Source organism: Streptomyces sp. NBC_01497 (assembly GCF_036250695.1).
GTDB lineage: Bacteria > Actinomycetota > Actinomycetes > Streptomycetales > Streptomycetaceae > Streptomyces.
In genome coordinates this window covers 2,521,633-2,543,132 of the sequence record NZ_CP109427.1, presented here as the reverse complement: position 1 = coordinate 2,543,132, position 21,500 = coordinate 2,521,633, and the positions used below count along the sequence as shown (strand labels likewise).

Sequence of the window (21,500 nt, the reverse complement as noted above, 5' to 3'; positions counted from 1 at the left end):
AAGCCGCCGGCCCGGGCGGTCCCGTCCCCCGTGGGTGCCGCAGGTGTGCGGGCCGCGCCCGGTCAGGGCGTCCGGGCGTCCCCCGTCCTCGTCGGGTCCGCCGATGTGCCGTCGTCACCGCGGTGGCCGGTCGCGTAGCGGGCGATCGCGACCACGATGCCCAGCGCGAGCCAGCACGCGCCGACGATCAGCGCCAGATGGCTCGCCTCGACGAGCAGCGCGATGATGATCGCCACGCCCAGGACGGGCACGACCACCGCCGCGACCCGTGCGCCCGTCGACTGCGCCCGGCTCTCGGGGCGCACCACGAAGTAGCCGAACACCGACACGTGCAGCAGGGCGAAGGCCACCAGCGCGCCCACCGTCACCATGGACGAGAGCGTGTCCAGTCCGTCGGGCTGGTTCGCGGCCCAGACGGAGAGGGCCAGGGTCGCGCCGGCCGACAGCAGGATCGCGGGGCGCGGCGTCTGCGTGCGGGGGTTGAGGCGGCCGAGCCAGGAGGGCAGGTGCCCCTGGCGGGCCATCCCGTACATCAGGCGGCTCGCGGCGGCCTGCGCGACCAGCGCGGAGAAGATCGGGCCGACCGCCTTGACGGCGCTGACCGTCGTGTCGAACCAGCCGCCGATCGCGGCGCGGATGATCGAGTAGAAGGCCGAGCCCTGCTCCGCCGGGTGCGCGGCCAGGTGCTCCGGGCTCACGTTGCTGATCAGGTCCGCGAGGTAGGTCTGCGCCACGAACAGCAGTCCCGCGAGCGCCAGGCAGAACAGCACGGCCCGGCCGACCCCCCGGGAGTCGCCGGTGCTCTCCTCGGCGAAGCTGGCGATCGCGTCGAAGCCGAGGAAGGACAGGACAGCGACGGACACCGCCCCCAGCACCCCGCCGATCGCGAGGTTCGAGGTACTGCTCAAGGGCGTCAGCCAGCCCCTGCTGGGGCCGTCGTGCACGAGGACGACGATCGCGCCGACGATGAACATGGCCAGCACCACGACCTCGATGATCAACATGATCATGCCCACGCGCGCGGCGATGCCGACCCCGGCGAGATTCAGGGCGGTGAACACGATGATGGCCACGCCGGTCGCCAGCCATGTCGGGATGCCGGACACCAGCGAGTGCGTCGCGATGCCCGTGAACAGGGCCGCCACCGCGGGGATGAACAGGTAGTCGAGGCTCGCCATCCATCCGGCGAAGAACCCGGGCCAGCGGCCGAGGCCCGCCGTCGCGTACGCGGAGACCGAACCCGCTCTCGGCACGGCCGCCGACATGCGGGCGTACGACCAGGCGGTGAAGCCCATGGCGACGGTGGCGACGACGAACACGAGCGCGGTCGCCCCGCCGCTCTTGGCGTCCAGCACGCCGAACACGCCGATGGGCGCGGTCGGGCCGATGAACAGCAGACCGTAGACGATCAGGTCCTTCACCGACAGGGTCCGTCGGAGATGGGTCGGGGCCTCGGGTGGCATGGCGGTGCTCCAGGTCGGGGACGTACGGAGCGTGCGCGGTGGCCGGTCCGCGAACGGTGGTGCGTACACACACTCCGGGTCAAGCGGCAACGCGTGCCCGCCTCGCGTTCATTCCGGGACGGTGTCGAGGAGGGTACGAAATGGTGGATATGCCATAAGGAGTGAGAGGTGCGTTGAGAAGCACCGTACCGGGACGCGTGGCGGCGGTGGTCAGGGGACGCCTGGGCGGCCGGGGCCGGTCCGGCCGGGTCGGGGGATGCCGTGGCGTGCGCGGGGCGGCGGGGGAGTGGGTCGCCGCCGGAGGTGTCCGGCGGGAACAAAAGGGCCCTCGGGCCGGTTCCGACCGACGACGGGACGGCGACGGCGGGGAAAAGAAAAGAGTTCGGGACAGTCATGGCTGAGCTGGAGATCGAGCGGACCGGATCGCACGAGTTCACCGCACGCAACGCGCGCGGCGCGGTGGTGACGATCGGACGGGTCGGCGGCGAGGGTTCGTTCACCCCGGGCGAGCTGCTGCAGCTCGCGGCGGCGGGCTGCGCGGCGGTGACGGTCGAGGAGCTGGTGGTACGCCGTTCCGGCGAGGACGCGCGCTTCCTGGCGAGCGTGAGCAACGACCGGCGTCCCGGCAGTCACGAGTACGACGCTCTGCACGTCGGGCTCGATGTGGACCTTTCGGCGCTCGACGAGGCCGCGCGCGAGCGGGTCGCGGCCGCGATCCGTACGGCGGTGGAGCGGGAGTGCACCGTGAGCCGCACGATCGAGAAGGGCACCCCTGTCACGCTCGACATCGTGACGGACGGCGGGGCGTCGGCGGCCTCGGGTGCGGCTCCGGCGGGCGCGGCCGCCACAACCGACTGACGTCCCGCGCGTCAGGCCTGGCGCTGCGCGGGCCCCGCGGCCCGGTCCCGCGCCGGACGGGCCTGCCGGGGCGGGAGCGGCGCCCGGCGCGCGAAGGCGGGTGCGTGTTCCGGCCTGAGCCCCACCCCCAGCACGTGGGCAGAGGCGACGGTCAGCGCGGGGAAGCGGTCCAGGAGGCCGGTCACGGCAGCGGGCGGGGCGCTTCGCCGGCCGGCCATCACCGGGCCGATGAGCGTTCGGTGCATGGCGCGTTGTACGGACTGGGCCGCCGCGACCGGCGCCAGCCGCCGCGCGCGCACCGTGGCCAGCTCCGCCCGCGTCACCCGGCCGCGCAGCAGCGGAGAAGCGAGCAGGGCCGCCGCGGCGACGGCGTCCTGCACGGCGAGATTGATGCCGACGCCGCCCACCGGTGACATGGCGTGCGCCGCGTCGCCGACGCAGAGCAGGCCGTCGGTGTGCCAGCGGTGCAGCCGGTCCATCCGGACGTCCAGGAACGAGACGTCGTCCATCGAGGCGAGCTGGTCGACCCGGTCGCCGAGCGAGGGACACAGGCGGGCGACGTCCCGCCGGAACGCCTCGATGCCGAGCTCCCTCAGATCCTCGCCCTTGGGTGTGAGGTACGCGATCTGGTAGGAGCCGACGCGGGGGATGAGCACCGCGAAGCGGCGGGACGCCATCCGGGGCACCAGGCCGACGCTGTCCTCGTGGGCGGGACGCGGCAGCCGGAACCACCACGCGTCGAACGGGACGGGGAAGGTGGCCGGGCGCAGTCCCGCCGAGCGCCTCGTCGCCGACCGGCGGCCGTCCGCCGCGACCACGAGGTCGGCGTGCAGCGTCCCCTCGGCACCGTCCGGCGTCCGGTAGTTGACTCCGGCGATCCGGTCGCGCTCGCGCAGGAGGCCCGTCACCTCGTGGCGCATCGCGAGGTGGAAGGACGGCTCGCGGGCGGCCGCCTCCGCGAGCAGGTCGAGGAGATCCCACTGCGGCGCCATGGCGATGTAGGGGTGGGCGATGTTCAGGCGGGACAGGTCGGCAAGGGTCGTCGTGCGGCCGCCTGTTCCGGGTAGCTCGACGCGGTCGACCCTGCTGTGGGGCAGTGCCTCGAACCAGCCCCCGAGGCCCAGTTCGTCCAGCAGCGTGAGGGTCGACGGGTGAACCGTGTCGCCGCGGAAATCACGCAGGAAGTCCGCGTGCTTCTCCAGGACGGTGACGTCGACCCCGCCGCGCGCGAGCAGCAGGCCGAGCACCATGCCGGCGGGGCCGCCCCCTACGACGACGCATCGCGTGCTGCCGGCCATGTGGACCGCCTCCGTCCGATCGGGCGTCCGTCCAGGTTTTCGACGGTCATTATTCATCGAGAGCTGAATAAATCCAGACTCGCCCTGCCCGGACGAGGTGTCAAGACGCCCCGCGCGTACGGGTGCGAGCCGAGGCGCACGACGAAGCCGGCCGGATACGGGGACGAGGCGGCCGTGCGCGGCGCCCCGGCAAACCCGGGGCGGGTCATATCGCGTCCAAGGAAGGGTCTGTTCCACCCCAAGGATGGTTTCGCGGCCGCCGCGGCGGGAGCCCTCGTGGCATCCTCGGTAGATCTGTGCCACCGCGCGACGAGGGGAGCCGCCATGCAGAGCGGCAGGATGCGCGTCACGTTCACCACCCTGCTGGACGCCCAGACCGAACTCAACGCGATCGCCACCGACCTCGACCGCCACCTCACGGCGCTCGACGGCGTGGTCACGTCGCTCGCGGAGAAATGGCGGGGCGAGACGCGGGGCGCCTTCGAGACGACGTACGCCGACTGGACCAAGCAGTCCGCCGAACTGCACGCGGCGCTCAAGGCGTTGCACGCCATCGTCGGCACGGCACACGGCAACTACACCGCCGCGAAGCAGGCCAACCACGCCATGTGGAACGGCCGGTGAGCGGTGCGGCGGTGCCCGGCGGTACGCCGACGTGACACCATCGCACCGCCCGTGACCGGGATGCGTGACGGATTCGGGGAGAAGCCCGGTCAGGCGCGCACCTCGGGCGCGGCGCCTGAGGCGTCCGGGGCCTCCGGGTGCGGCAGTTCGTCCAGCCGGCCCGGCAGGCGGCGCCGGCACAGGGTGTACGCGATGAGCGCGGCGAGCGCCACGCTCAGGGCGATCTCCAGGTCGCGCGGGTGCTGTTGGGTGAGGGCCACGACGACGCCCGCGATCGCGAGCAGCGGCGGCAGGGGCCACAGCGGCATGCGGAAGGCACGGGGCAGGGACCGGTCGCGCACCCGGCACACCAGGGCGGACACCGCGACCAGCAGGTAGACGGTGACGATCACCACGCCGGTGAAGGTGATCAGATCGTTCAGCGAACTGAACACGCACAACAGGCCGTTGCCGACGAACAGGAAGGCGATGGCCGCCACCGGGACACGCGAACCGGCCGACACCCGGCCGAAGAAACGGCTCAGGGGGCCGGGGAGCATGCCGTCGCGGGCGGCCGCGTAGTAGACGCGGGCATAGCCCAGGTTGGCGGCGAGGCCGGTGTCGAACATCGCGATCACCACGCCCGACAGCAGGATCGTGGCGCCGGTCGGACCCATCACCTGATGGGCGATCAGGGACAGGGGTGAGGCGTCCGCCGCGGTGGTGCCGAGGTCGTGCACCGCGTACGTGGCGGCGATCACGGCCGCCACCTCGACCACTACGGCCACCAGCGCCGCGACGACCACGGCCCGGGGCAGCGCGCGCCGGGGACCGCGTGACTCCTCGGCGAAGTAGAGCGGCCAGTCGTAGCCGTTGAACGCGAAGAGGGCGGGGACCACGGCGGCCAGGAGGCCCGCCGCGCCGACACCGGTCACCACCCCGCCGGCGCTCCCGTCGTGCACGGCCACGGCGGGCGCGGTGAACGGCGCGTTCTGTCCCGACGCGTGGGCGAAGGCGAAGCCGGTGAACACCAGCACCACCGCCAGCTCCAGGACGAGCATCGCGCCCGCGACCCAGCTCGCCGGCGCGATCTTCCCCAGTGACAGGGCGGTGACCAGCACCATCATGCCGAGCGCCACCCAGCCGACGGGCAGCCCGCCGGGCACCAGCGACGAGAGGTACGTCGCCGACGACACGAGGATCGACGCCGTCGACACCAGTGCGAGAAGCAGGAACAGCACCCCGGCGACGCCCCCGGACACAGGCCCCAGCGCCCGCCGCACGATGGTGTACGCGCCGCCGGCCGACGGGAACACCGAGCCGGTCTCCGCGTAACACAGCGACATCGCGAGGGCGATGACGGCGCCGATGACGAACGCCCACACCACGCCGGTACCCGCCGAGCCGAGGCCGGAGCCGTAGACGAGGAAGACGGAGGTGGTGGGCGAGATGGCGGAGATGGCGATGGCGAGCACGTTCCATGGCCGCAGTGCCGAGGCCCGCAACCGCCGTGGTGGCGCTCCCTCTTCGGCGCCGCCCTCGTTCGGGCCCCGCTCCTCGTCCGTCGTCCTGAGCACCATGCGGGCGCCTCCTGAAGTCGGGGCGCCCGGGAATGGGGGGAGGGGCGCCGCTACGGGCCGCGGCGGCGACCGTACCGCAGCGGGGCGCGGCCCTCGGGGGAGCACGCCGGTACGGGGTGGGCGCCTTCCGGGGTGACACCGTCAAAGAGCGGCCGACTGGCCCGTGGACGGGCGGAGTTGAGGGTGTCAGGGGCGGCTGGTCGCCGCCCGGCGCGTGCGCCCGCCCGGCGTCTACCGGGTTCGCGACGCCAGCGCGATCAGGTCACGGACCGGGCCCTGGGGCGGCTGCGGGCCGCCCGCCCAGACGGCCCGCAGGTCGCGGACCAGGTTCACCCCCGCGACCGGTACGGCGTGCAGCCGGCCGAGGGTGAGGTCGTCCGCCACGGCGAGCGAGGACAGGGCGCCGGGCCCCGCGCCCGCGACGATCGCCGACTTCACCGACGCCGTGCCGGTCAGTTCGAGCGCGGGCTCCGCCTGGGGACTGTCGGGGAGGGCCGCGTCGAGCGCCGCCGCGAGCGCCTCGCGGGTGCCCGACCCGGCCTCGCGCGTGACGAGCGGCGTCGCGGCGAGTTCGGACGCGGTGATCGGGGACGTACGGCGGGCCCACGGGTGCCCGGGATCGACGACGACCAGCAGTTCGTCGCGCGCGACCGTGCGGGAGCGCAGCCCGAGGGGGGCGCGGGGGCCCTCGACGAAGCCGACATCGGCTGTGCCGTGTTCCACCGCTTCGGCGACGGCGACGCTGTTGGTGGCCTCCAGTTCGATGTTCGTCGCGGAGGTACCCGTCAGGCGCTGCTGGTCCCGCAGCGCGACCAGCCAGCGCGGCAGCAGGTGGCCCGCGACCGTGAGGGAGGCCGCGACCTTCAGGTGGCTCGCGCGGTCGGTGCGCAACGCGGTGATCCCCGCGTCGAGTTCGGCCGCCGCGTCGAGTACGCGCGTCGCCCACTGCTCCACGAGCCGGCCTGCGGCCGTGAGGTGGGAACCGCGCGGACCCCGGCTCAGCAGGGCGAAGCCGACCCGTCCCTCCAGCGCCCGTACCCGCTGCGAGAGTGCCTGCTGCGAGACGCCGAGTTCGCCCGCGGCGAGCCGCAGGCTGCCGGTCGCGGCCACGGCCGCCAGCATCTGGAGGTCGGGGAGGTCGGGGACGTGCGTGCTGAGCATGGGCGGGTCTTTCCGTCGGTCTTCTCGTCGCGCGGGGATCTCTCCTGTGACAAGGTCTGCTTGTTGCTGCCACAAGCAATTGCAGACTACTCCGCCGGGCGGGCGCCGCGCACGGTGGAGGGGTGAAGAATTCCCTGGTCCGCCCCCTGGGAGGCCACCGCAGTGGGCGAGGAGGTCACGGCCCCGAACCGGGCCATGACGCCGGACGTGCCCCCGGTCCCGATCTGGACCACGACGCCGGACGCGCCCCCGGTCCCGAACCGGACCGGCGTCCCGGGCAGGGCCACCCACCCGGGCAGGGCCACGCACCCGGACGTGAGCGCGCCGCTTCGGTGGAGCGCCGTCCGCGGCGGTGGTCGCGTCCGCGCTGGGGGCCGGGCATCGCCGCGGCGGCCCTCGCCACCGTCGTCGCGTACGCGGTGGCGCACTGGGTGCCGGGGCTCAACCCGTCCATCGTGGCCGTGCTGCTCGGCGCGCTCGTGACGAACCTGGGGCTGCACCGGCCGGTGCTGCACGCGGGCACCCGGCTCGCCGGGAAACGGATCCTGCGGTGGGCCGTGGTCCTGCTCGGGCTCCAGCTCTCGCTGCCGGAGCTGGCGCGGCTCGGCGCGCGGGGGCTCGCCGTGGTCGCGCTGACGGTCGCCGTCACCTTCGTCGGCACCCAACTGCTGGCCCGGCTGCTCGGGGTGTCGCCCGCGCGCGGGCTGCTCGTCGCCACGGGCTTCTCCATCTGCGGTGCGTCCGCCGTGGCCGCGATGGAGCCCGTCGCGGGCGGCGACGACGAGGACACCGGAGTGGCGGTCGCGCTCGTCACCCTCTGCGGGACCCTCGCCATCGTCGTCCTGCCCGCCCTGCGCGGGCCGCTCGGCCTGGACGTCGCGGACTTCGGGTCCTGGGTGGGCGCGAGCGTCCACGACGTCGGGCAGACGGTGGCGACCGCGCAGCGCGTGCCGGGCGCGCTGACGACGGCCGTCGTGGTGAAGCTGACGCGGGTGGTGCTGCTGGCGCCGCTGGTCGCCTCGGTCGGCCTGTCGGCGCGGCGCCGCCGTCACGGCTCCGGGCCGCCGGCCGGTTCGCCGGCCGAACGCCGGATGCCGCCGCCTGTGCCGCTGTTCGTCGCGGGTTTCCTCGCGGCCATCGCGCTGACCAGCACGGGCCTGCTGCCCGAAAGCGTCCTTGCGGTCGCGAAGTCGGTCCAGTCGGCGCTCCTGGTGGCCGCTCTCTTCGGCCTGGGCACCGGCATCCATGTCCCGGCCCTCGTCCGCACGGGCCGCCGCTCGCTGGTGCTGGGCCTCGCGTCCTGGGTGCTGGTGGCGACGGTCGCGTACGCGGGGGTGCGGGTCGCGGCACTCTGAGCCGGGCGGGAAACGGAACCCGCGCGAACCCCGCGCGCTCCGCCCGGGAAGCCCGCGTCGGCCGCCCGGGGCCTGGGACCCGCTGGTCACGGCGCGTGCCGGATGCCATCATGCGGTCCTATGGCGATCGAGCGGCAGACCTACAAGGAACAGGCGTACCGCGAGATCCGCCAGATGCTCGTGGACGGTGAACTGGCGCCGGGCGCGAAGGTGGTGGTGCGGCTGCTGTCCGAACGGCTCGCCCTGTCGCCCACGCCCATCAAGTCCGCGCTCGCCGGCCTTGAGCGCGACGGATTCCTCGTCGCGGTGCCGCACCGCGGCTACTTCGTGCCCGAGGTCGCGGTCGCGGACATGCGGGAGATCTACGAGCTGCGCGAGGCGCTCGACGGAGTCGCCGCGCGCAACGCCGCCGGGGCGCCGGACGCCGAGGAGTTCGTGCGCCGCACCCTGCGGCCGCTGTACGAGGAGCAGCGGCGGCTGCTCGACGAGCACGCGGGCGAGGGGTACAGCGCGGTGGACGTCGCGTTCCACCGCGCCATCTGGCACGCGTCGGGCAACGACCGCCTCGCGCGGATCCTCGACAACCTGGGCGGGCAGCTGCGGTTCGCCTCCGGCTCGTCGTCCAAGGTCCCGGGCCGCATCCCGGAGGCGCTGGACGAGCACGCCGCGATCATGGCGGCGCTCGCCGCCGGGGACGCCCCGCTCGCCGAGCGGCTCTCACGGGAGCACGTCCGCAGGGCGGCGGAGGCGTTCGGCGGCGTCGTCGCGCACGGCTCGCCGACCCCGTACCGCCCGGCGCACTGAACCACGCCCGGTCATCCGGCACCCGCGGGCCCGGCCCGTCGTACCGCACCCGCAGGCCCGGACCCGTCGTACGTGCCGGTTCGACCGGGCCGTCGTACCGCGCGCGTCGTACCGGGCCGTCGTAGGGTGCCCGCCGTACCGCGCGCGCCGTACCGGGCGCGGGTGGCGCGGCACCCGCGCCCGACCTGGCCCGTGTCCGCCCTGTGCCCCGAATCGGGTGTTTTCCGCGTTGTGTGAACGCGCTGTTAAGTCTCAGAGGGACATGACAAGGGATGAGACAGACCCTTGACGGGCCGCAAACTTGGATCCAAAATCCAAACCACTCCTGCCCGCCCTTACGAGGAGACCCATGCCGTACTCCGCCCTCAGCCACCTCGACTGCTCGAAGACCGGCAAGCGCTATGACGCCGACCAGGTCCAGGGGGTGAGTGACGCCGGTGTCCCGCTGCTGGCGCGCTACGACCTCGAACGGGTCGCGGCGAGCGTCACCCCGGCCGACATCGCGAGCCGCCCCGCCACCCTCTGGCGCTACCACGAGGTGCTGCCCGTGCGGAACGAGACGAACGTCGTCTCGCTCGGCGAGGGCATGACCCCGCTGCTGCCCCTCCCGTCGTACGGCGCCGCCATCGGCGTCCCGGGCCTGCTGATGAAGGACGAGGGCCTGATCCCCACCGGCACCTTCAAGGCGCGCGGCGCGGCCGTCGGTGTGTCCCGGGCCAAGGAGCTCGGTGTGACCGGTGTCGCGATGCCCACCAACGGCAACGCGGGCGCCGCCTGGGCCGTGTACGCCGCGCGCGCCGAGATGAAGAGCCTGATCGCCATGCCCGTCGACGCGCCGTCCATCACGCGCGCCGAGTGTGTGGTGTCCGGGGCCGAGCTGTACCTCGTGGACGGGCTCATCGGTGACGCGGGCAAGCTCGTGGCCGGTGCCGTCGCCGAACGCACGGGCTACCAGGAGGTCTCCACGCTGAAGGAGCCCTACCGGCTCGAAGGCAAGAAGACCATGGGCTACGAGATCGTCGAGCAGCTCGGCTGGCGCGCGCCCGACGTGATCCTCTACCCGGCGGGCGGCGGGGTCGGCCTCATCGGCATCTACAAGGCCCTGCTGGAGATGCGCGAACTGGGCTGGCTCAAGGGTGACCTGCCCCGGCTCGTGGCCGTACAGGCGGAGGGCTGCGCGCCCATCGTCGAGGCGTACAAGGCGGGCAAGGACGAGAGTGTGGCGTTCCCCGACGCGCACACCGTGGCGTTCGGCATCACCGTGCCCAAGGCGCTCGGCGACTTCCTCGTCCTGGACGCGGTACGCAGGACCGAGGGCACGGCGATCGCCGTGAGCGACGCCGAACTCCTCGCCGAGCAGGCCGAACTCGCCCGCCGCGAGGGCGCGTTCATCTGCCCCGAGGGTGCTGCCTGCATGGCGGCGGCCAAGCAGCTGCGCGCGTCCGGCTGGCTGCGCGAGGGCGACCGCACGGTCATCCTCAACACCGGCGCCGGCATCAAGTACCCGGAGACCGTCACGGTCGACGTCCCGACGCTCGCCGTCGATTCCCGTATCCCCTTCCCGTCGGCCGGCTGACCGCCCTCCCGGCGGCGGCCCCCGGCATTTCCCGGCAGGAGACGAACCTTGCGTCCTCCTCGGATTCCCCGGACTCCCCGAATACGTGCCGTACTTCGGGGGCTCCGGGCGCCCCGGGCGGTGACCTCCGGCGCACTCGCGACGCTCCTCGCGGCGACGCTCACCGCCTGCGCACTGCCCACCACCACCGGCGGGTCGGCGCCCGGGTCCGCCCGCCTCACGGCGGACCTGGCCAGTTACCCGGCGAGCCTCGACCCGGGGCTCCAGTACGACACCGACTCCTACTCGGTGTACCGCAACATCTTCGACCAGCTGCTGCACCGCGACGCGAAGACCAACAAGCCCGTCCCGTGGCTCGCCACCCGCTGGCGCCAAGCCACCCCCACTACTTGGGTGTTCACCCTCCGCGACGGTGTGCGCTTCAGTGACGGCAGCCCGCTGACGGCCGCCGACGCCGCGTTCAGCATCGAGCGCATCCTCGACCCGAAGCTCGGCAGTCAGCAGAACGCCAACTTCTCCGCCATCGCCTCCGCTTCGGGCCACGGCGACACGCTCACCATCAGGACCAAGTACCCGTCACCGACGCTGCTCACCTACCTCACCACGCTCTCCGTCGTGCCCGAGGCGTACGTCAAGAAGGTCGGCAACGCGCAGTTCAACCTGCGGCCGATGGGCTCCGGCCCTTACGCCTTCGTCTCCGCGATCCCCGGCTCGCAGGTCGTGCTGAAGCGCAACGAGTCCTACTGGGGCCATGAACCGCCCATCCGGCAGGTCACGTTCCGCGCCGTGCCGTCCCCGGCCAGCCGGGTCGCGGACCTCACCTCCGGCAAGGCCGACATCGCGGACTCGATGACACCGGACACGGCCATCCAGATGAAGAGCGCCAGCAACCTCGACGTCCGCTCCGCACCCACCGAGCGGGTCAGCTACCTCGCCTTCAACACGCTCAAGGGGGGACCCACCGACGATCCCCGGGTGCGCAAGGCCATCAGTCTCGCCATCGACTACAGGTCGCTGATCGGCGCGCTGGAGCAGGGCTACGGCAAGCGCGTGGACAGTGTCCTCACGCCGCTCGCGGTCGGCTACCCGAAGCAGCTGCACCCCTACGCGTACGACCCCGCGCAGGCGCGCAGGCTCGTCAAGGAGGCCGGCGCCGAGGGCAAGACCGTGGTGATGGCGACGTCACCCACGTACGACCCGCAGATCGTGCAAGTCATCCAGGCGAACATCGAGGACGCCGGGCTGAAGGTGTCCATCGACAACACCGACCAGGCCACCTACCTGAAGAAGGTGCAGGGCCCCTCGCACGACTGGGGGTCCATCCGCTTCGGCCAGTGGTCCTGCTCCTGCCTCGACGCGGACGGTGTCGCCTACCCGCTCTTCCGCACCGGCACGGTGTGGAGCTCGTACCACAACACCTCCTTCGACGCCCTGGTCGACCGGGCCCGGCAGACCATCGACCCGGCGGCGCGCGACCGGCTCTACGCGCAGGCGTACGCCATCCTCGACAAGGACCTGCCCGGCATCGGACTGTTCCAGATCTACTCCATCTACGGCGCCAACAAACGGCTCATCTGGCACCCCGACGCCCAACAGAGCTTCTACGTGGCGGACATGAGGTTCGCGTCATGAACCGTGGCACACTCACCACCGCCGCCGGCTACCTCGGTACCCGTCTCGGCCAGGCACTGATCGCCCTGTGGGGCGTGACCACCGCCGTCTTCTTCGCCCTGCGGCTGTCCGGCGACCCGGCCCAGCTGCTGGCGCCGCAGGGCGCCACCCAGGCCGACATCGCCCGGCTGCGACGGCAGTTGGGGCTCGACGTGTCGGTGTGGCACCAGTACCTGAGCTACCTTGACGGACTGCTGCACGGCGACCTCGGCTACTCCTACGTGCAGCACGAGCCCGCCCTCACACTCATCACGCAGCGCGTGCCGTACACCGTCGACCTGGCGCTCGCGGCGCTGGTCCTCTCGGTGGTGTTCGGCGTGGGCGCCGGGATGGTGATGGCCCTGAACCGGGGCCGCTGGCCGGAGCGCGCCCTGATGCCGGTGGTGCTCATCGGACAGGCCATGCCGGCCTTCTGGACGGGCATCCTGCTGATCCTGCTGTTCTCCGTCACCTTCCGGATCCTGCCGTCCACCGGCTACGGCGGCCTCACCTCGCTGATCCTGCCCGCCGTGACCCTGGCCTCGCTGTCCGCGGCCACCGTCGCCCGCATCACCCGCGGCGCGGTGCTGGAGCAACTCGGCCGCGACTACGTCCGCACCGCCCGGTCCAAGGGCGCGGGCACCGGCCGGCTCGTGGTGCGCCACCTCGCGCGCAACGTGTCCGTGCCGATCCTCACGGTCCTCGCGCTGGAGGTCGCGAACCTGCTGGGCGGGTCCGTGGTGACCGAGCTGATCTTCGCCTGGCCGGGGCTCGGCCAGCTCACCGTGCAGTCCGTGGACGGCCGGGACTTCCCCCTCGTCCAGGCCATCGTGATCCTCGCGGCGCTCGTCTACATCGTGGTCAACCTGCTCACGGACATCGCGTACGCGTTCCTCGACCCGCGCATCAGCACAGTCGGAAAGGCAGCCGGGGCATGAGCGAGGCGACGACGACCAGGCCCGGCACCGGAGCGGCACCCGCCGTACCGGTACCGGTCAGCGGTCCCCGCGCACGGCCGGGGCGGCGGCGCGGCCTGCTCCCCGCCGCCGTGGTGGTCCTGTACGTACTGGTGGCGCTGTGCGCGCCGCTGATCTCCCCGTACGACCCGAACCACGCGGATCTGGTGGCCCGGCTGAGCGAGCCGTTCACCACCGTCCACGGCCACTTCCATCTGTTCGGGACCGACGCGCTCGGCCGCGACGTCCTCAGCCGGGCCTTCTACGGCTCCCGGGTGTCGATCGCCGTCGCGGCGGCCACCGTCCTGGTGTCCGGCGCGTTCGGTGTGCTCGTCGGTGTGCTCGCGGGCTGGTACCGGGGCTGGGTCGGTGTGCTCGTGATGCGGGTCGCCGACATCGCGCTGTCGGTGCCGTTCTTCCTCCTCGCGATCCTCGTGGTGGCCGTCCTCGGCCCGAGTCTGGTCAACGTGGTGATCTGCCTCGCGCTGGTGCGCTGGCCCCGCTACACCCGCATCGCCTACGCGAGCGTGCTGGAGACCCGCGAACGGGGCTTCGTACGGGGTGCGGTGGCGATCGGCGCGCCCGGCCGGTGGATCGTCACCCGGCACGTGCTGCCCGAGGTGCTGCCGCTGGCCGTGGTGGTCGCGACACTGGAACTCGGCCTGATGGTCGTCTTCGAGGCGTCGCTGTCGTTCATCGGCCTCGGGGTGCAGCCGCCGACCGCGTCCTGGGGCTCGATGCTCTCCGACGGGCAGAGCTATGTGGCCACCGCCTGGTGGCTCGTCACCTTCCCCGGCCTCGCGCTGTTCGGCCTCGTCCTCGCGGTGAACCTGCTCGGCGACACCGTGCGCGACCGGCTCGACCCCAAGCGCAGTGTGCCCAAGCGGCCGTTCAAGCGCCGCGGCCCGGGCCGCGGCGGCCGCGCACCGGGCTGGCTGCGCGCGGGCCGCGGCGACGCGGCCACTCCCGCCGGCACCGCCGGGGAGCCCTCCGACGGCGCGGCGCCGTCCGGCACTTCACAGGAGGCATGACCGTGCGCGACTACCGGGACGAATTCACCGGCACCCGAGTGGTGGTGACGGGCGCCGCCGGCATCTTCGGTACGTGGATCGCCGAGGCGTTCGCCGCCGCGGGTGCCGACCTGCTGCTCAGCGACGCCCGCGCGGAACCCCTCGCCGCGCTCGCCGAACGCCTCGGCGCCCGCGGCGCCGTGGCGGACCTGGCCGACCCGGACGGGCTGCGTACCCTCGGCGACGCCGTCGCGGACACCTGGCGGGCACCGGACGTGCTGGTCAACAACGCCGGGCTGTACCCGCGCACCCCGCTCGCCACCACCGGCCCGGAGGACGTGCGGCGCATCCTCGACGTCAACGTCGTCGCCCCCTTCGAGCTGTCGCGGCGCGCCATCGCCGCGATGATCGAGGCCGGGGTGCCCGGCCGCATCGTCAACATCTCCTCGGGGGCCGCCGTACGCCCCGGCGCGGGCGGTTCCGTGTACGCGGCGAGCAAGGCCGCCGTGGAGACGCTGACCCGGTCGATGGCGCTCGAAGTCGCGCGGCACGGCATCCGGATCAACACCGTCCAGCCGGGGTTCGCACCCGGCAGCGAGGTCAGCGCCCTGACCGAGGACCACATCCGGGCGATGCGGAACAGGATCCCGCTCGGCCGCACCTCCGGCCCGTACGACGCGCCCGCCGCGGTGCTCTGGCTGGCCTCCGACGACGCGTCGTTCGTGACCGGCACGACCGTCGCCGTGGACGGCGGGCGGACGGCGGGCGACTACACACCGCCGCCCCTGGCACGTACCGAGGAGGACGGCCGATGAGCGACACCTACCCCTGGCCCGACGGCCACCGCGCGGGCCTGTGCGTGACGTTCGACTTCGACGGCGAGTCCCCGCTGCTGTGGCGGCGCAGGGACGACCCGCCCGGCGACGTCGCCGAGCTGGAGCAGCGCCGCTACGGGCCGCGCCGGGGCGTGCACCACATCCTCGACACACTGGACCGTACGGGCGTCCGCGCCACGTTCTTCGTCCCCGGCTGGATCGCGGCCACCTACCGCTCCTCCGTCGCCGAGATCCACGCGGCCGGACACGAACTGGCCCTGCACGGCTGGTGCCACGAGCCGCCCGCCGACCTCGGCGCGGGCGAACTGCGCGACACCCTCACCCGCGCCTCGGACCTCCTCGCGGAGATCAGCGGCGTGCGGCCGGCCGGCTACCGCTCGCCCAGCTTCCGCATGTCGCCCGAGGGGTTCGAGGTCCTGGCAGGCCTCGGGCTCACCTACGACAGCTCCGTGATGGGCGACGACCGGCCGTACCGCATCGGGGACCTCGTCGAGATACCCGTCGACTGGGCCACCGACGACGCCGTGTACTACCGCTACACCGGCGGCGAGTCCCGCCCGCCCTACGGCGCCGGCGACCTGTACGACGCGTGGCACGCGGAGCTGGCCGGGGCCCGCGAGGCCGGCACCCTGGTGAACCTGACCATGCACCCCTGGCAGTCCGGCCGTCCGGCCCGCGCCCTGTGGCTACGGCAACTCCTGCGCGACGCACAGGACTTCGGGGACCTCTGGATCGGTACGGCGGGCGACCTCGCCGCCCACCACCGGGACACGGCCCAAGGCGCCGCCGGTGTGCTCGACGTCCCCACCGACACCCTGGGATGGCCGCTGTGACGACGACACCGCACACCGCGGCAGTACGGGAACGCGTGGGGGAGACCGTCCTCGACGTGAGTGACCTGCGGGTCTCCTTCGGGCCGGGCCTCGACGCCGTGGACGGACTGACCCTGACCGCGCGCCGGGGCGAGACGGTCGCCGTCGTCGGCGAGTCCGGTTGCGGCAAGACACTGAGCGCCCTCGCCCTGAGCGGACTGCTGCCCGAGGGCGCCACCGTCACCGGTTCCGCCGTCCTCGACGGCCACCAACTCGTCGGCAGGGGCGAGCGGCAGTGGCGCCGGCTGCGTGGCGCCAAGGTCAGCATGATCTTCCAGGACGCGGCGACCGCCCTGAACCCGCTGATGTCCGTGGGCGCCCAGATCGAGGAGGTCATGGCGATCCACGGCACCCACCGCAGGGCGGCCCGGCGCGCCCGCGCCGTGGAACTCCTGACCTCCGTGGGCGTACCGGACGCGGAGACCCGCGCCCGCAGCCACCCGCACCAGCTCTCCGGCGGCCTGCGGCAGCGCGTGATGATCGCGATCGCCCTCGCCGGGTCACCCGACCTCGTCGTCGCGGACGAACCCACCACCGCCCTCGACGTCACCGTGCAGGCGCAGGTCCTGGCGCTGCTGCGGGAGTCCACACGGGACGCGGCGGTGCTGTTCATCACGCACGACATGGGCGTGGTCGCGGAGATCGCGGACCGTGTCGTCGTCATGTACGCGGGCAGCGTGGTCGAGGCCGGGCCGCTCGACGAGGTGCTGGAGCGTCCCCACCACCCGTACACCGGAGCCCTGTTGGCGTCCGTGCCGGACCCGGACGCACCCCATGCCGGCGAACTGCCCACGATCCCCGGCCGGGTGCCGCCGCTCGGGCAGCGCTCCGCCGGTTGCCCGTTCCGCGACCGCTGCCCGAAGGCCCGCGACCGGTGCGCCGAGCGTCCCCCGCTGAGCGAGGTGACACCGGGCGGTTCCGCCGCGGCCTGCTGGTACCCGGACCACACCGACGCGGCTCCCGGCACCGGCCCTGCCCCGGGCGTGCGACCCACCGGGGCGGCCCGCCCCGACGCCCCCACCACCCCGTACGAGGAGGGCACAGCATGACGGTGCGACCCACGGGCGCCGGCCCCGGCACGGCCCCCGCCGCGAACCCGGCCGAACCGCTCGTCACAGCGCGCGGACTGACCAAGCGGTACACCGTCCGCACCCGTGCGGGGCGGCGCTCCCTGACCGCCGTGGACCGGGTCGACCTCACCGTGGGCGCGGGCCGCATCGTCGCGGTGGTCGGCGAGTCCGGCTGCGGCAAGTCCACCACGGGGCGGCTGCTGCTCGCCCTGGAGCGGCCCAGCGAGGGCACCGTCGCCGTCGGGGGCCGGGACGTGAACCGGCTGGGCACGAAGGAACTCCGGCTGCTGCGCCGGGACATCCAGCCGGTGTTCCAGGACCCGTACGACTCGCTCAACGGCCGCATGAGCGTCGAGCGCATCCTCTCCGAGCCGGCGAGGGTGCACGGCGTCCCGCTGGGCGGGCCCGGCGGGGCGCGGCCCGTCGCCGAACTGCTCGACCTGGTGGGGCTCGGCTCCGCCTACGCCGAGCGCCACCCGCACGAGCTCTCCGGTGGTCAGCGCCAGCGCGTCGCCATCGCCCGCGCCCTGGCGCTCGACCCGAAGTTCGTGGTGTGCGACGAGGCGGTGTCCGCGCTCGACGTGTCGGTGCAGGCGCAGGTGATCAACCTGCTCAGCAGGCTGCAGCGGGAACTCGGCCTCGCCTACCTGTTCATCAGCCACGACCTCGCGCTGGTGCGCCACCTCGCCCATGAGACGGCCGTCATGTACCTGGGCCGGATCGTCGAACAGGGGCCCACGGCCACGCTGTTCGCCGACCCGCGCCACCCGTACACCCAGCTGCTGCTGGCCGCCGTACCCCGGCCGCGGGCCCGGCGCGGCGCTGAGCGGCGCGCCGTGGTCGCGGCGGGTGACCTGCCGAGCCCGCTGGAGCGGCCCCGGGGATGCGTGTTCTCGACGCGCTGCCCGCTCGCGACGGACCTGTGCAGGACCGAGGAGCCGGTGCTGCGGCCCGTGGGCGACTCGGGCAGGACCGCCGCCTGCCACTACGCCGAGACGGCGGAGGCCGCGGCATGAGCGGCACCGCGAGCCCCGGTCCGCGCACGGCCGCGGACGCCGGCACGGGTGCCACCGCGACGGGGGCGGGACCGCTCGCCGTCGCGGCGCGCGCCCGCACCGAGGAACTGCGCTGCGAACTGCTGGCCCTGAGCCACGCCGTGCACGCCGAACCCGAGACGCGCTTCGAGGAGCACGCGGCCTCCGCCCGGCTGCGCGCCGCGCTCGACGCCCACGGGTTCTCGGTCGAGGCCGGCGTCGGCGGCCTGCCCACCGCCTTCCGAGCCACCCGCGAGTTCGGCGCTCCCGGCGGCGGCCCGACGCTCGCCGTGTTCTGCGAGTACGACGCGCTGCCCGGCCTCGGCCACGGCTGCGGACACAACGTCATCGCTGCGGCGGGCGTCGGGGCCGCCCTGGCCACGGCCGCCCTCCTCGCCGAACAGGGCGCCCCCGGGCGGCTGCTGGTGATCGGCAGCCCCGGCGAGGAAGGCGGCGGCGGCAAGGTGCGGCTCATCGAAGCGGGCGTCCTCGACGGCGTGGACGCCGCCGTCATGACCCACGCCGCCGGGTACGACGCGGTCTCGCGCACCAACCTCGGCCGGCTCTCCCTCGAAGCGGTCTTCACCGGCCGCGCCTCGCACGCCTCGGCCGCCCCCGAAGGCGGCAGGAACGCGCTCGACGCGGCGACCCTTCTCCTCGTCGCGATCGGCCTGCTGCGCCAGCAGATCACCCCGGACGCCCGCATCCACGCGAGGGTCGCGGAAGGCGGGCAGTCCATCAACATCATTCCGGAACGCTCCCGGGTCGAGCTGTTCGTACGCTCCCTGGACAGCGGATACCTGCGCGGCCGGCTGCTGGAGGCCGTACGGGACTGCGTGCGCGGCGCCGCGATCGCCACCGGCACGACGTACGAGTTCGCCGAAGTGGCGCCCGCGTACGACCCGGTGCTGGCGAACCCGGTGCTCGCCGCCCTGGCGGCGGAGGCGTTCGCCGCGCTCGGCCGGCCGATCCCGCACGGCACAGGCTGGTCGGGGGCGGCGGGCTCGACCGACATGGGCAACGTCAGCCAGCGCATGCCCGCGCTGCATCCCTACGTGTGTGCCGTGCCCGGAGTCGCCCTGCACACAAGGGACTTCGCGGCGGGCGCGGCGGGCCCCGAGGCGGACGCGGCGGTGCTGGACGGCGGTGCGATGCTGGCGGCCGTGCTCACCGCGCTGTTCACCGATCCGGACCGACTCGCCCAGGCGAAAGCCGAGTTCGAGGCGGCTACCGGAGCGGGGGCGCGGCGGTGAGCGGCGGACCGGCCGAGAGCGTGGGTGCGCGGAGCGGACCGGCCGGGAGCGGGGGAACGGCCCCGAGCGGGTCGACGGCCCGCCGCTGCGGCATCGTGCCCGGCGACCTGGCCGCCCTCGCCCTGGCCGGAGCTCCGGACCTGGCACCCGACGGCACGTGGGCGGTGGCCTCCGTACAGAGCGTCGAGCCGTCCCTGGCCCGCTACCGCGCCAGGCTCTGGCGCTTCGGTACCGCCGAGCCGGCGGGCGTGCCGCGCCCGCTGACCCACGACGAGGGCTCCTGGACCGACGCCGCGCCGGCGATCTCGCCCGACGGGAGCCGTGTCGCCTTCACCAGCGACCGCGACGGGGCGTCCCGCCTATGGCTCGTGGCGGCCGGGGGAGGCGTGCCCGCGGCGCTGGACGGCGCGCCCGAGGGCCGCCCGGCCGAACACCTCTGGCTGGACGCCGAACGGCTGCTCGTGCGGTACGCGCGACGCCCGGACGGCACCTCCGCGTCCGCACCGCGCGTGGTGGACTGGCTGCGCTACAAGAGCGACGGCGCGCCGGGGCCCGTCGAACCCGTCGACACGCTGTGGGTCCTGCGGCCCGGCCCCGCCGGCACCGCCTGCGAGGCGCGCCGCGTCCGCGACGGCGGCACGGAGCTCCGGCTCGGCTGCCCGGCGCCGGACGGCCGGGGCGGCCTGTTCTACGCGGCCCACCCGCGCCACAGCGACACGGCACACCCCGGCGGCGAGGTGCGCCACCTCGACCTGGCGAGCGGCGAGGACGTACGGGTGTGGCGGTGCGCGTCGCAGGTGCATGCCCTCGCCGTGACGGCCTCCGGCCGGCCGGTCGCGGTGGCCAGCGGCGTACCGGGACAGAGCGTGGACCCGCCGCGCCTGTGGTGGGCGGACGAGGGCAGCCGGATCTTCCCGGACCAGGACCTGGAGTGCGAGCGCGCGCTGCTCGCCGACTCCCGCGCCCTCGGCTCGCCCCGGCTGCTGGCGACGGCGGGGGAGCGGATCCTCTTCGCCGCGACGGTCGGTGGCGAGGTCGCGCTGTACGAGGGCGGTACGGGGGACGACGCGGCACGCCGTATCAGCCCGCGGGGCCGGTCGGTGGCGGACTTCGCGGTGGCGGCGGACGGCACCACCGCGATGTGCCTGGAGTCGGCGACGGAACCGGTCGAGCTGTACCTGGCGGGCCGCCGTGTCTCGGCGTTCAACACCGCCTGGACGGCCGAGGCCCGGCCGGTCGCCCCCGAGAACGTCACGGCCACGTCGGCCGACGGGCTCACCGTGCGGGCCGCGCTGTACCGCTCGCCCCACGCGCGAGCGGGCGCGGGGCGGGGCGACGTCCTGCTGCGCGTCCACGGCGGACCGCACATGACCTACGGGAACGCCTTCGACCTGGAGACGCAGGCCTACGTGGCCGCGGGCTTCCACGTGCTGCTGCCGGAAGTACGCGGCGGCGCGGGCCGGGGCACCTCCTTCCGCGCGCTCAGCGTCGACGGCTGGGGGCGCGGCGACCTCGACGACCTCATGGCGTTCGCGGACCTGGCCGTGGACGCGGGCCTCGCCGCTCCGGACCGGCTCTACCTCACCGGCGGCAGCTACGGCGGCTACCTCACCAACTGGACCCTGACCCGGACGAGCCGCTTCCGGGCCGCCGTCTCGGAGCGGTCCGTCTCCAACCTGATCTCCAAGTACGGCACGTCCGACAACGGCTTCACCGTCAACCGCCACGAGTTCGGCGGCGCGGACCTCTACGACCCGGCGGGCGCGGCGTGGCTGTGGGAGCGGTCACCGCTCGCGCACGCGGCGGCCGTGACGACCCCGCTGCTGCTGATCCACGGCGAGAGCGACCAGCGCTGCCCCATCGAGCAGTCCGAGCAGTTCTACGCCGCGCTGCGCCGCCGGGGCCACGAGGTCGTCCTCGCCCGCTACCCGAACGCGTCCCACGGCTTCGCGACCTCGGGCCGGCCCGAGCACCGGCTGCACCGCCTGGAGCTCATCCTCGACTGGCTCCGCACCCACGCGGCGGACCCGGGTGAGGTGACCGGCGGCGGGGACGACACCGGCGCACCACCGCGGGGCCCGGGGGGCGCGGGGCCGACCGGGGGGCCCTAAGGACACATCG

Annotated in this window: 18 protein-coding genes; 14 read left to right on the top strand and 4 right to left on the bottom strand. The window is 73.9% G+C overall.

Features of this window, described 5'->3' with window-relative positions:
• Positions 1 to 62: 62 nt before the first annotated feature.
• Complete coding sequence (locus OG310_RS10750; protein ID WP_329455656.1) at positions 63 to 1,463, bottom strand: APC family permease; 1,401 nt, start codon at positions 1,461 to 1,463, stop codon at positions 63 to 65.
• A gap of 393 nt (positions 1,464 to 1,856) precedes the next feature.
• Between OG310_RS10750 and OG310_RS10745 the strand changes: the two genes are divergently transcribed.
• Positions 1,857 to 2,321, top strand: a complete 465-nt coding sequence (locus OG310_RS10745) for an OsmC family protein (RefSeq protein WP_329455655.1) — start codon at positions 1,857 to 1,859, stop codon at positions 2,319 to 2,321.
• A gap of 11 nt (positions 2,322 to 2,332) precedes the next feature.
• Here the strand turns inward: OG310_RS10745 and OG310_RS10740 are convergent, their stop codons facing one another.
• Positions 2,333 to 3,619 carry an FAD-dependent oxidoreductase gene (locus OG310_RS10740; protein WP_329455654.1) on the bottom strand — a complete coding sequence of 429 codons (1,287 nt, stop codon included), beginning with the start codon at positions 3,617 to 3,619 and terminating at the stop codon, positions 2,333 to 2,335.
• 276 nt (positions 3,620 to 3,895) lie between these two features.
• On the opposite strand from OG310_RS10740, the gene OG310_RS10735 reads away from it, so the two are divergent.
• The gene (locus OG310_RS10735; protein ID WP_329455653.1) at positions 3,896 to 4,243 is read left to right on the top strand and encodes a WXG100 family type VII secretion target; all 348 of its coding nucleotides are present in this window, start codon (positions 3,896 to 3,898) and stop codon (positions 4,241 to 4,243) included.
• A gap of 89 nt (positions 4,244 to 4,332) precedes the next feature.
• Here the strand turns inward: OG310_RS10735 and OG310_RS10730 are convergent, their stop codons facing one another.
• Entirely contained in the window at positions 4,333 to 5,802 is a 1,470-nt protein-coding gene (locus OG310_RS10730) for an APC family permease (protein ID WP_329455652.1), read from the bottom strand.
• Positions 5,803 to 6,033: 231 nt separating this feature from the next.
• Positions 6,034 to 6,963 (bottom strand): LysR family transcriptional regulator, encoded by a 930-nt coding sequence (locus OG310_RS10725; protein WP_329455651.1) that lies wholly within the window; start codon positions 6,961 to 6,963, stop codon positions 6,034 to 6,036.
• A gap of 122 nt (positions 6,964 to 7,085) precedes the next feature.
• Here OG310_RS10725 and OG310_RS10720 point away from each other — a divergent pair, with 122 nt between their 5' ends.
• The 12 genes from OG310_RS10720 (at position 7,086) to OG310_RS10665 (ending at position 21,490) form a co-directional block, all read left to right on the top strand.
• Positions 7,086 to 8,318 (top strand): YeiH family protein, encoded by a 1,233-nt coding sequence (locus OG310_RS10720; RefSeq protein ID WP_329455650.1) that lies wholly within the window; start codon positions 7,086 to 7,088, stop codon positions 8,316 to 8,318.
• A gap of 120 nt (positions 8,319 to 8,438) precedes the next feature.
• A complete protein-coding gene (locus tag OG310_RS10715; RefSeq protein ID WP_329455649.1) occupies positions 8,439 to 9,122 on the top strand; it encodes a GntR family transcriptional regulator in 684 nt (227 codons plus the stop codon).
• A 349-nt stretch (positions 9,123 to 9,471) separates the two neighbouring features.
• A complete protein-coding gene (locus OG310_RS10710; protein WP_329455648.1) occupies positions 9,472 to 10,698 on the top strand; it encodes a threonine synthase in 1,227 nt (408 codons plus the stop codon).
• A 120-nt stretch (positions 10,699 to 10,818) separates the two neighbouring features.
• A complete protein-coding gene (locus tag OG310_RS10705; RefSeq protein ID WP_329455647.1) occupies positions 10,819 to 12,330 on the top strand; it encodes an ABC transporter substrate-binding protein in 1,512 nt (503 codons plus the stop codon).
• A complete protein-coding gene (locus OG310_RS10700) occupies positions 12,327 to 13,286 on the top strand; it encodes an ABC transporter permease (protein WP_329455646.1) in 960 nt (319 codons plus the stop codon). Before OG310_RS10705 ends, OG310_RS10700 begins: the two co-directional genes overlap by 4 nt.
• Positions 13,283 to 14,335, top strand: a complete 1,053-nt coding sequence (locus tag OG310_RS10695; RefSeq protein WP_329455645.1) for an ABC transporter permease — start codon at positions 13,283 to 13,285, stop codon at positions 14,333 to 14,335. The genes OG310_RS10700 and OG310_RS10695 overlap by 4 nt, the downstream gene beginning before the upstream one ends.
• The gene (locus tag OG310_RS10690) at positions 14,332 to 15,129 is read left to right on the top strand and encodes an SDR family NAD(P)-dependent oxidoreductase (protein WP_329455644.1); all 798 of its coding nucleotides are present in this window, start codon (positions 14,332 to 14,334) and stop codon (positions 15,127 to 15,129) included. The genes OG310_RS10695 and OG310_RS10690 overlap by 4 nt, the downstream gene beginning before the upstream one ends.
• Positions 15,126 to 15,983, top strand: a complete 858-nt coding sequence (locus OG310_RS10685) for a polysaccharide deacetylase family protein (protein ID WP_329455643.1) — start codon at positions 15,126 to 15,128, stop codon at positions 15,981 to 15,983. The genes OG310_RS10690 and OG310_RS10685 overlap by 4 nt, the downstream gene beginning before the upstream one ends.
• Positions 15,980 to 17,071 (top strand): ABC transporter ATP-binding protein, encoded by a 1,092-nt coding sequence (locus tag OG310_RS10680; protein ID WP_329455642.1) that lies wholly within the window; start codon positions 15,980 to 15,982, stop codon positions 17,069 to 17,071. Before OG310_RS10685 ends, OG310_RS10680 begins: the two co-directional genes overlap by 4 nt.
• Entirely contained in the window at positions 17,068 to 18,108 is a 1,041-nt protein-coding gene (locus tag OG310_RS10675; protein WP_329455641.1) for an ABC transporter ATP-binding protein, read from the top strand. Before OG310_RS10680 ends, OG310_RS10675 begins: the two co-directional genes overlap by 4 nt.
• Positions 18,105 to 19,379: a M20 family metallopeptidase gene (locus tag OG310_RS10670; protein ID WP_329455640.1), complete on the top strand. Its 1,275-nt coding sequence runs from the start codon at positions 18,105 to 18,107 to the stop codon at positions 19,377 to 19,379. The genes OG310_RS10675 and OG310_RS10670 overlap by 4 nt, the downstream gene beginning before the upstream one ends.
• The gene (locus tag OG310_RS10665) at positions 19,376 to 21,490 is read left to right on the top strand and encodes a S9 family peptidase (RefSeq protein WP_329455639.1); all 2,115 of its coding nucleotides are present in this window, start codon (positions 19,376 to 19,378) and stop codon (positions 21,488 to 21,490) included. The genes OG310_RS10670 and OG310_RS10665 overlap by 4 nt, the downstream gene beginning before the upstream one ends.
• Positions 21,491 to 21,500 lie beyond the last annotated feature (10 nt).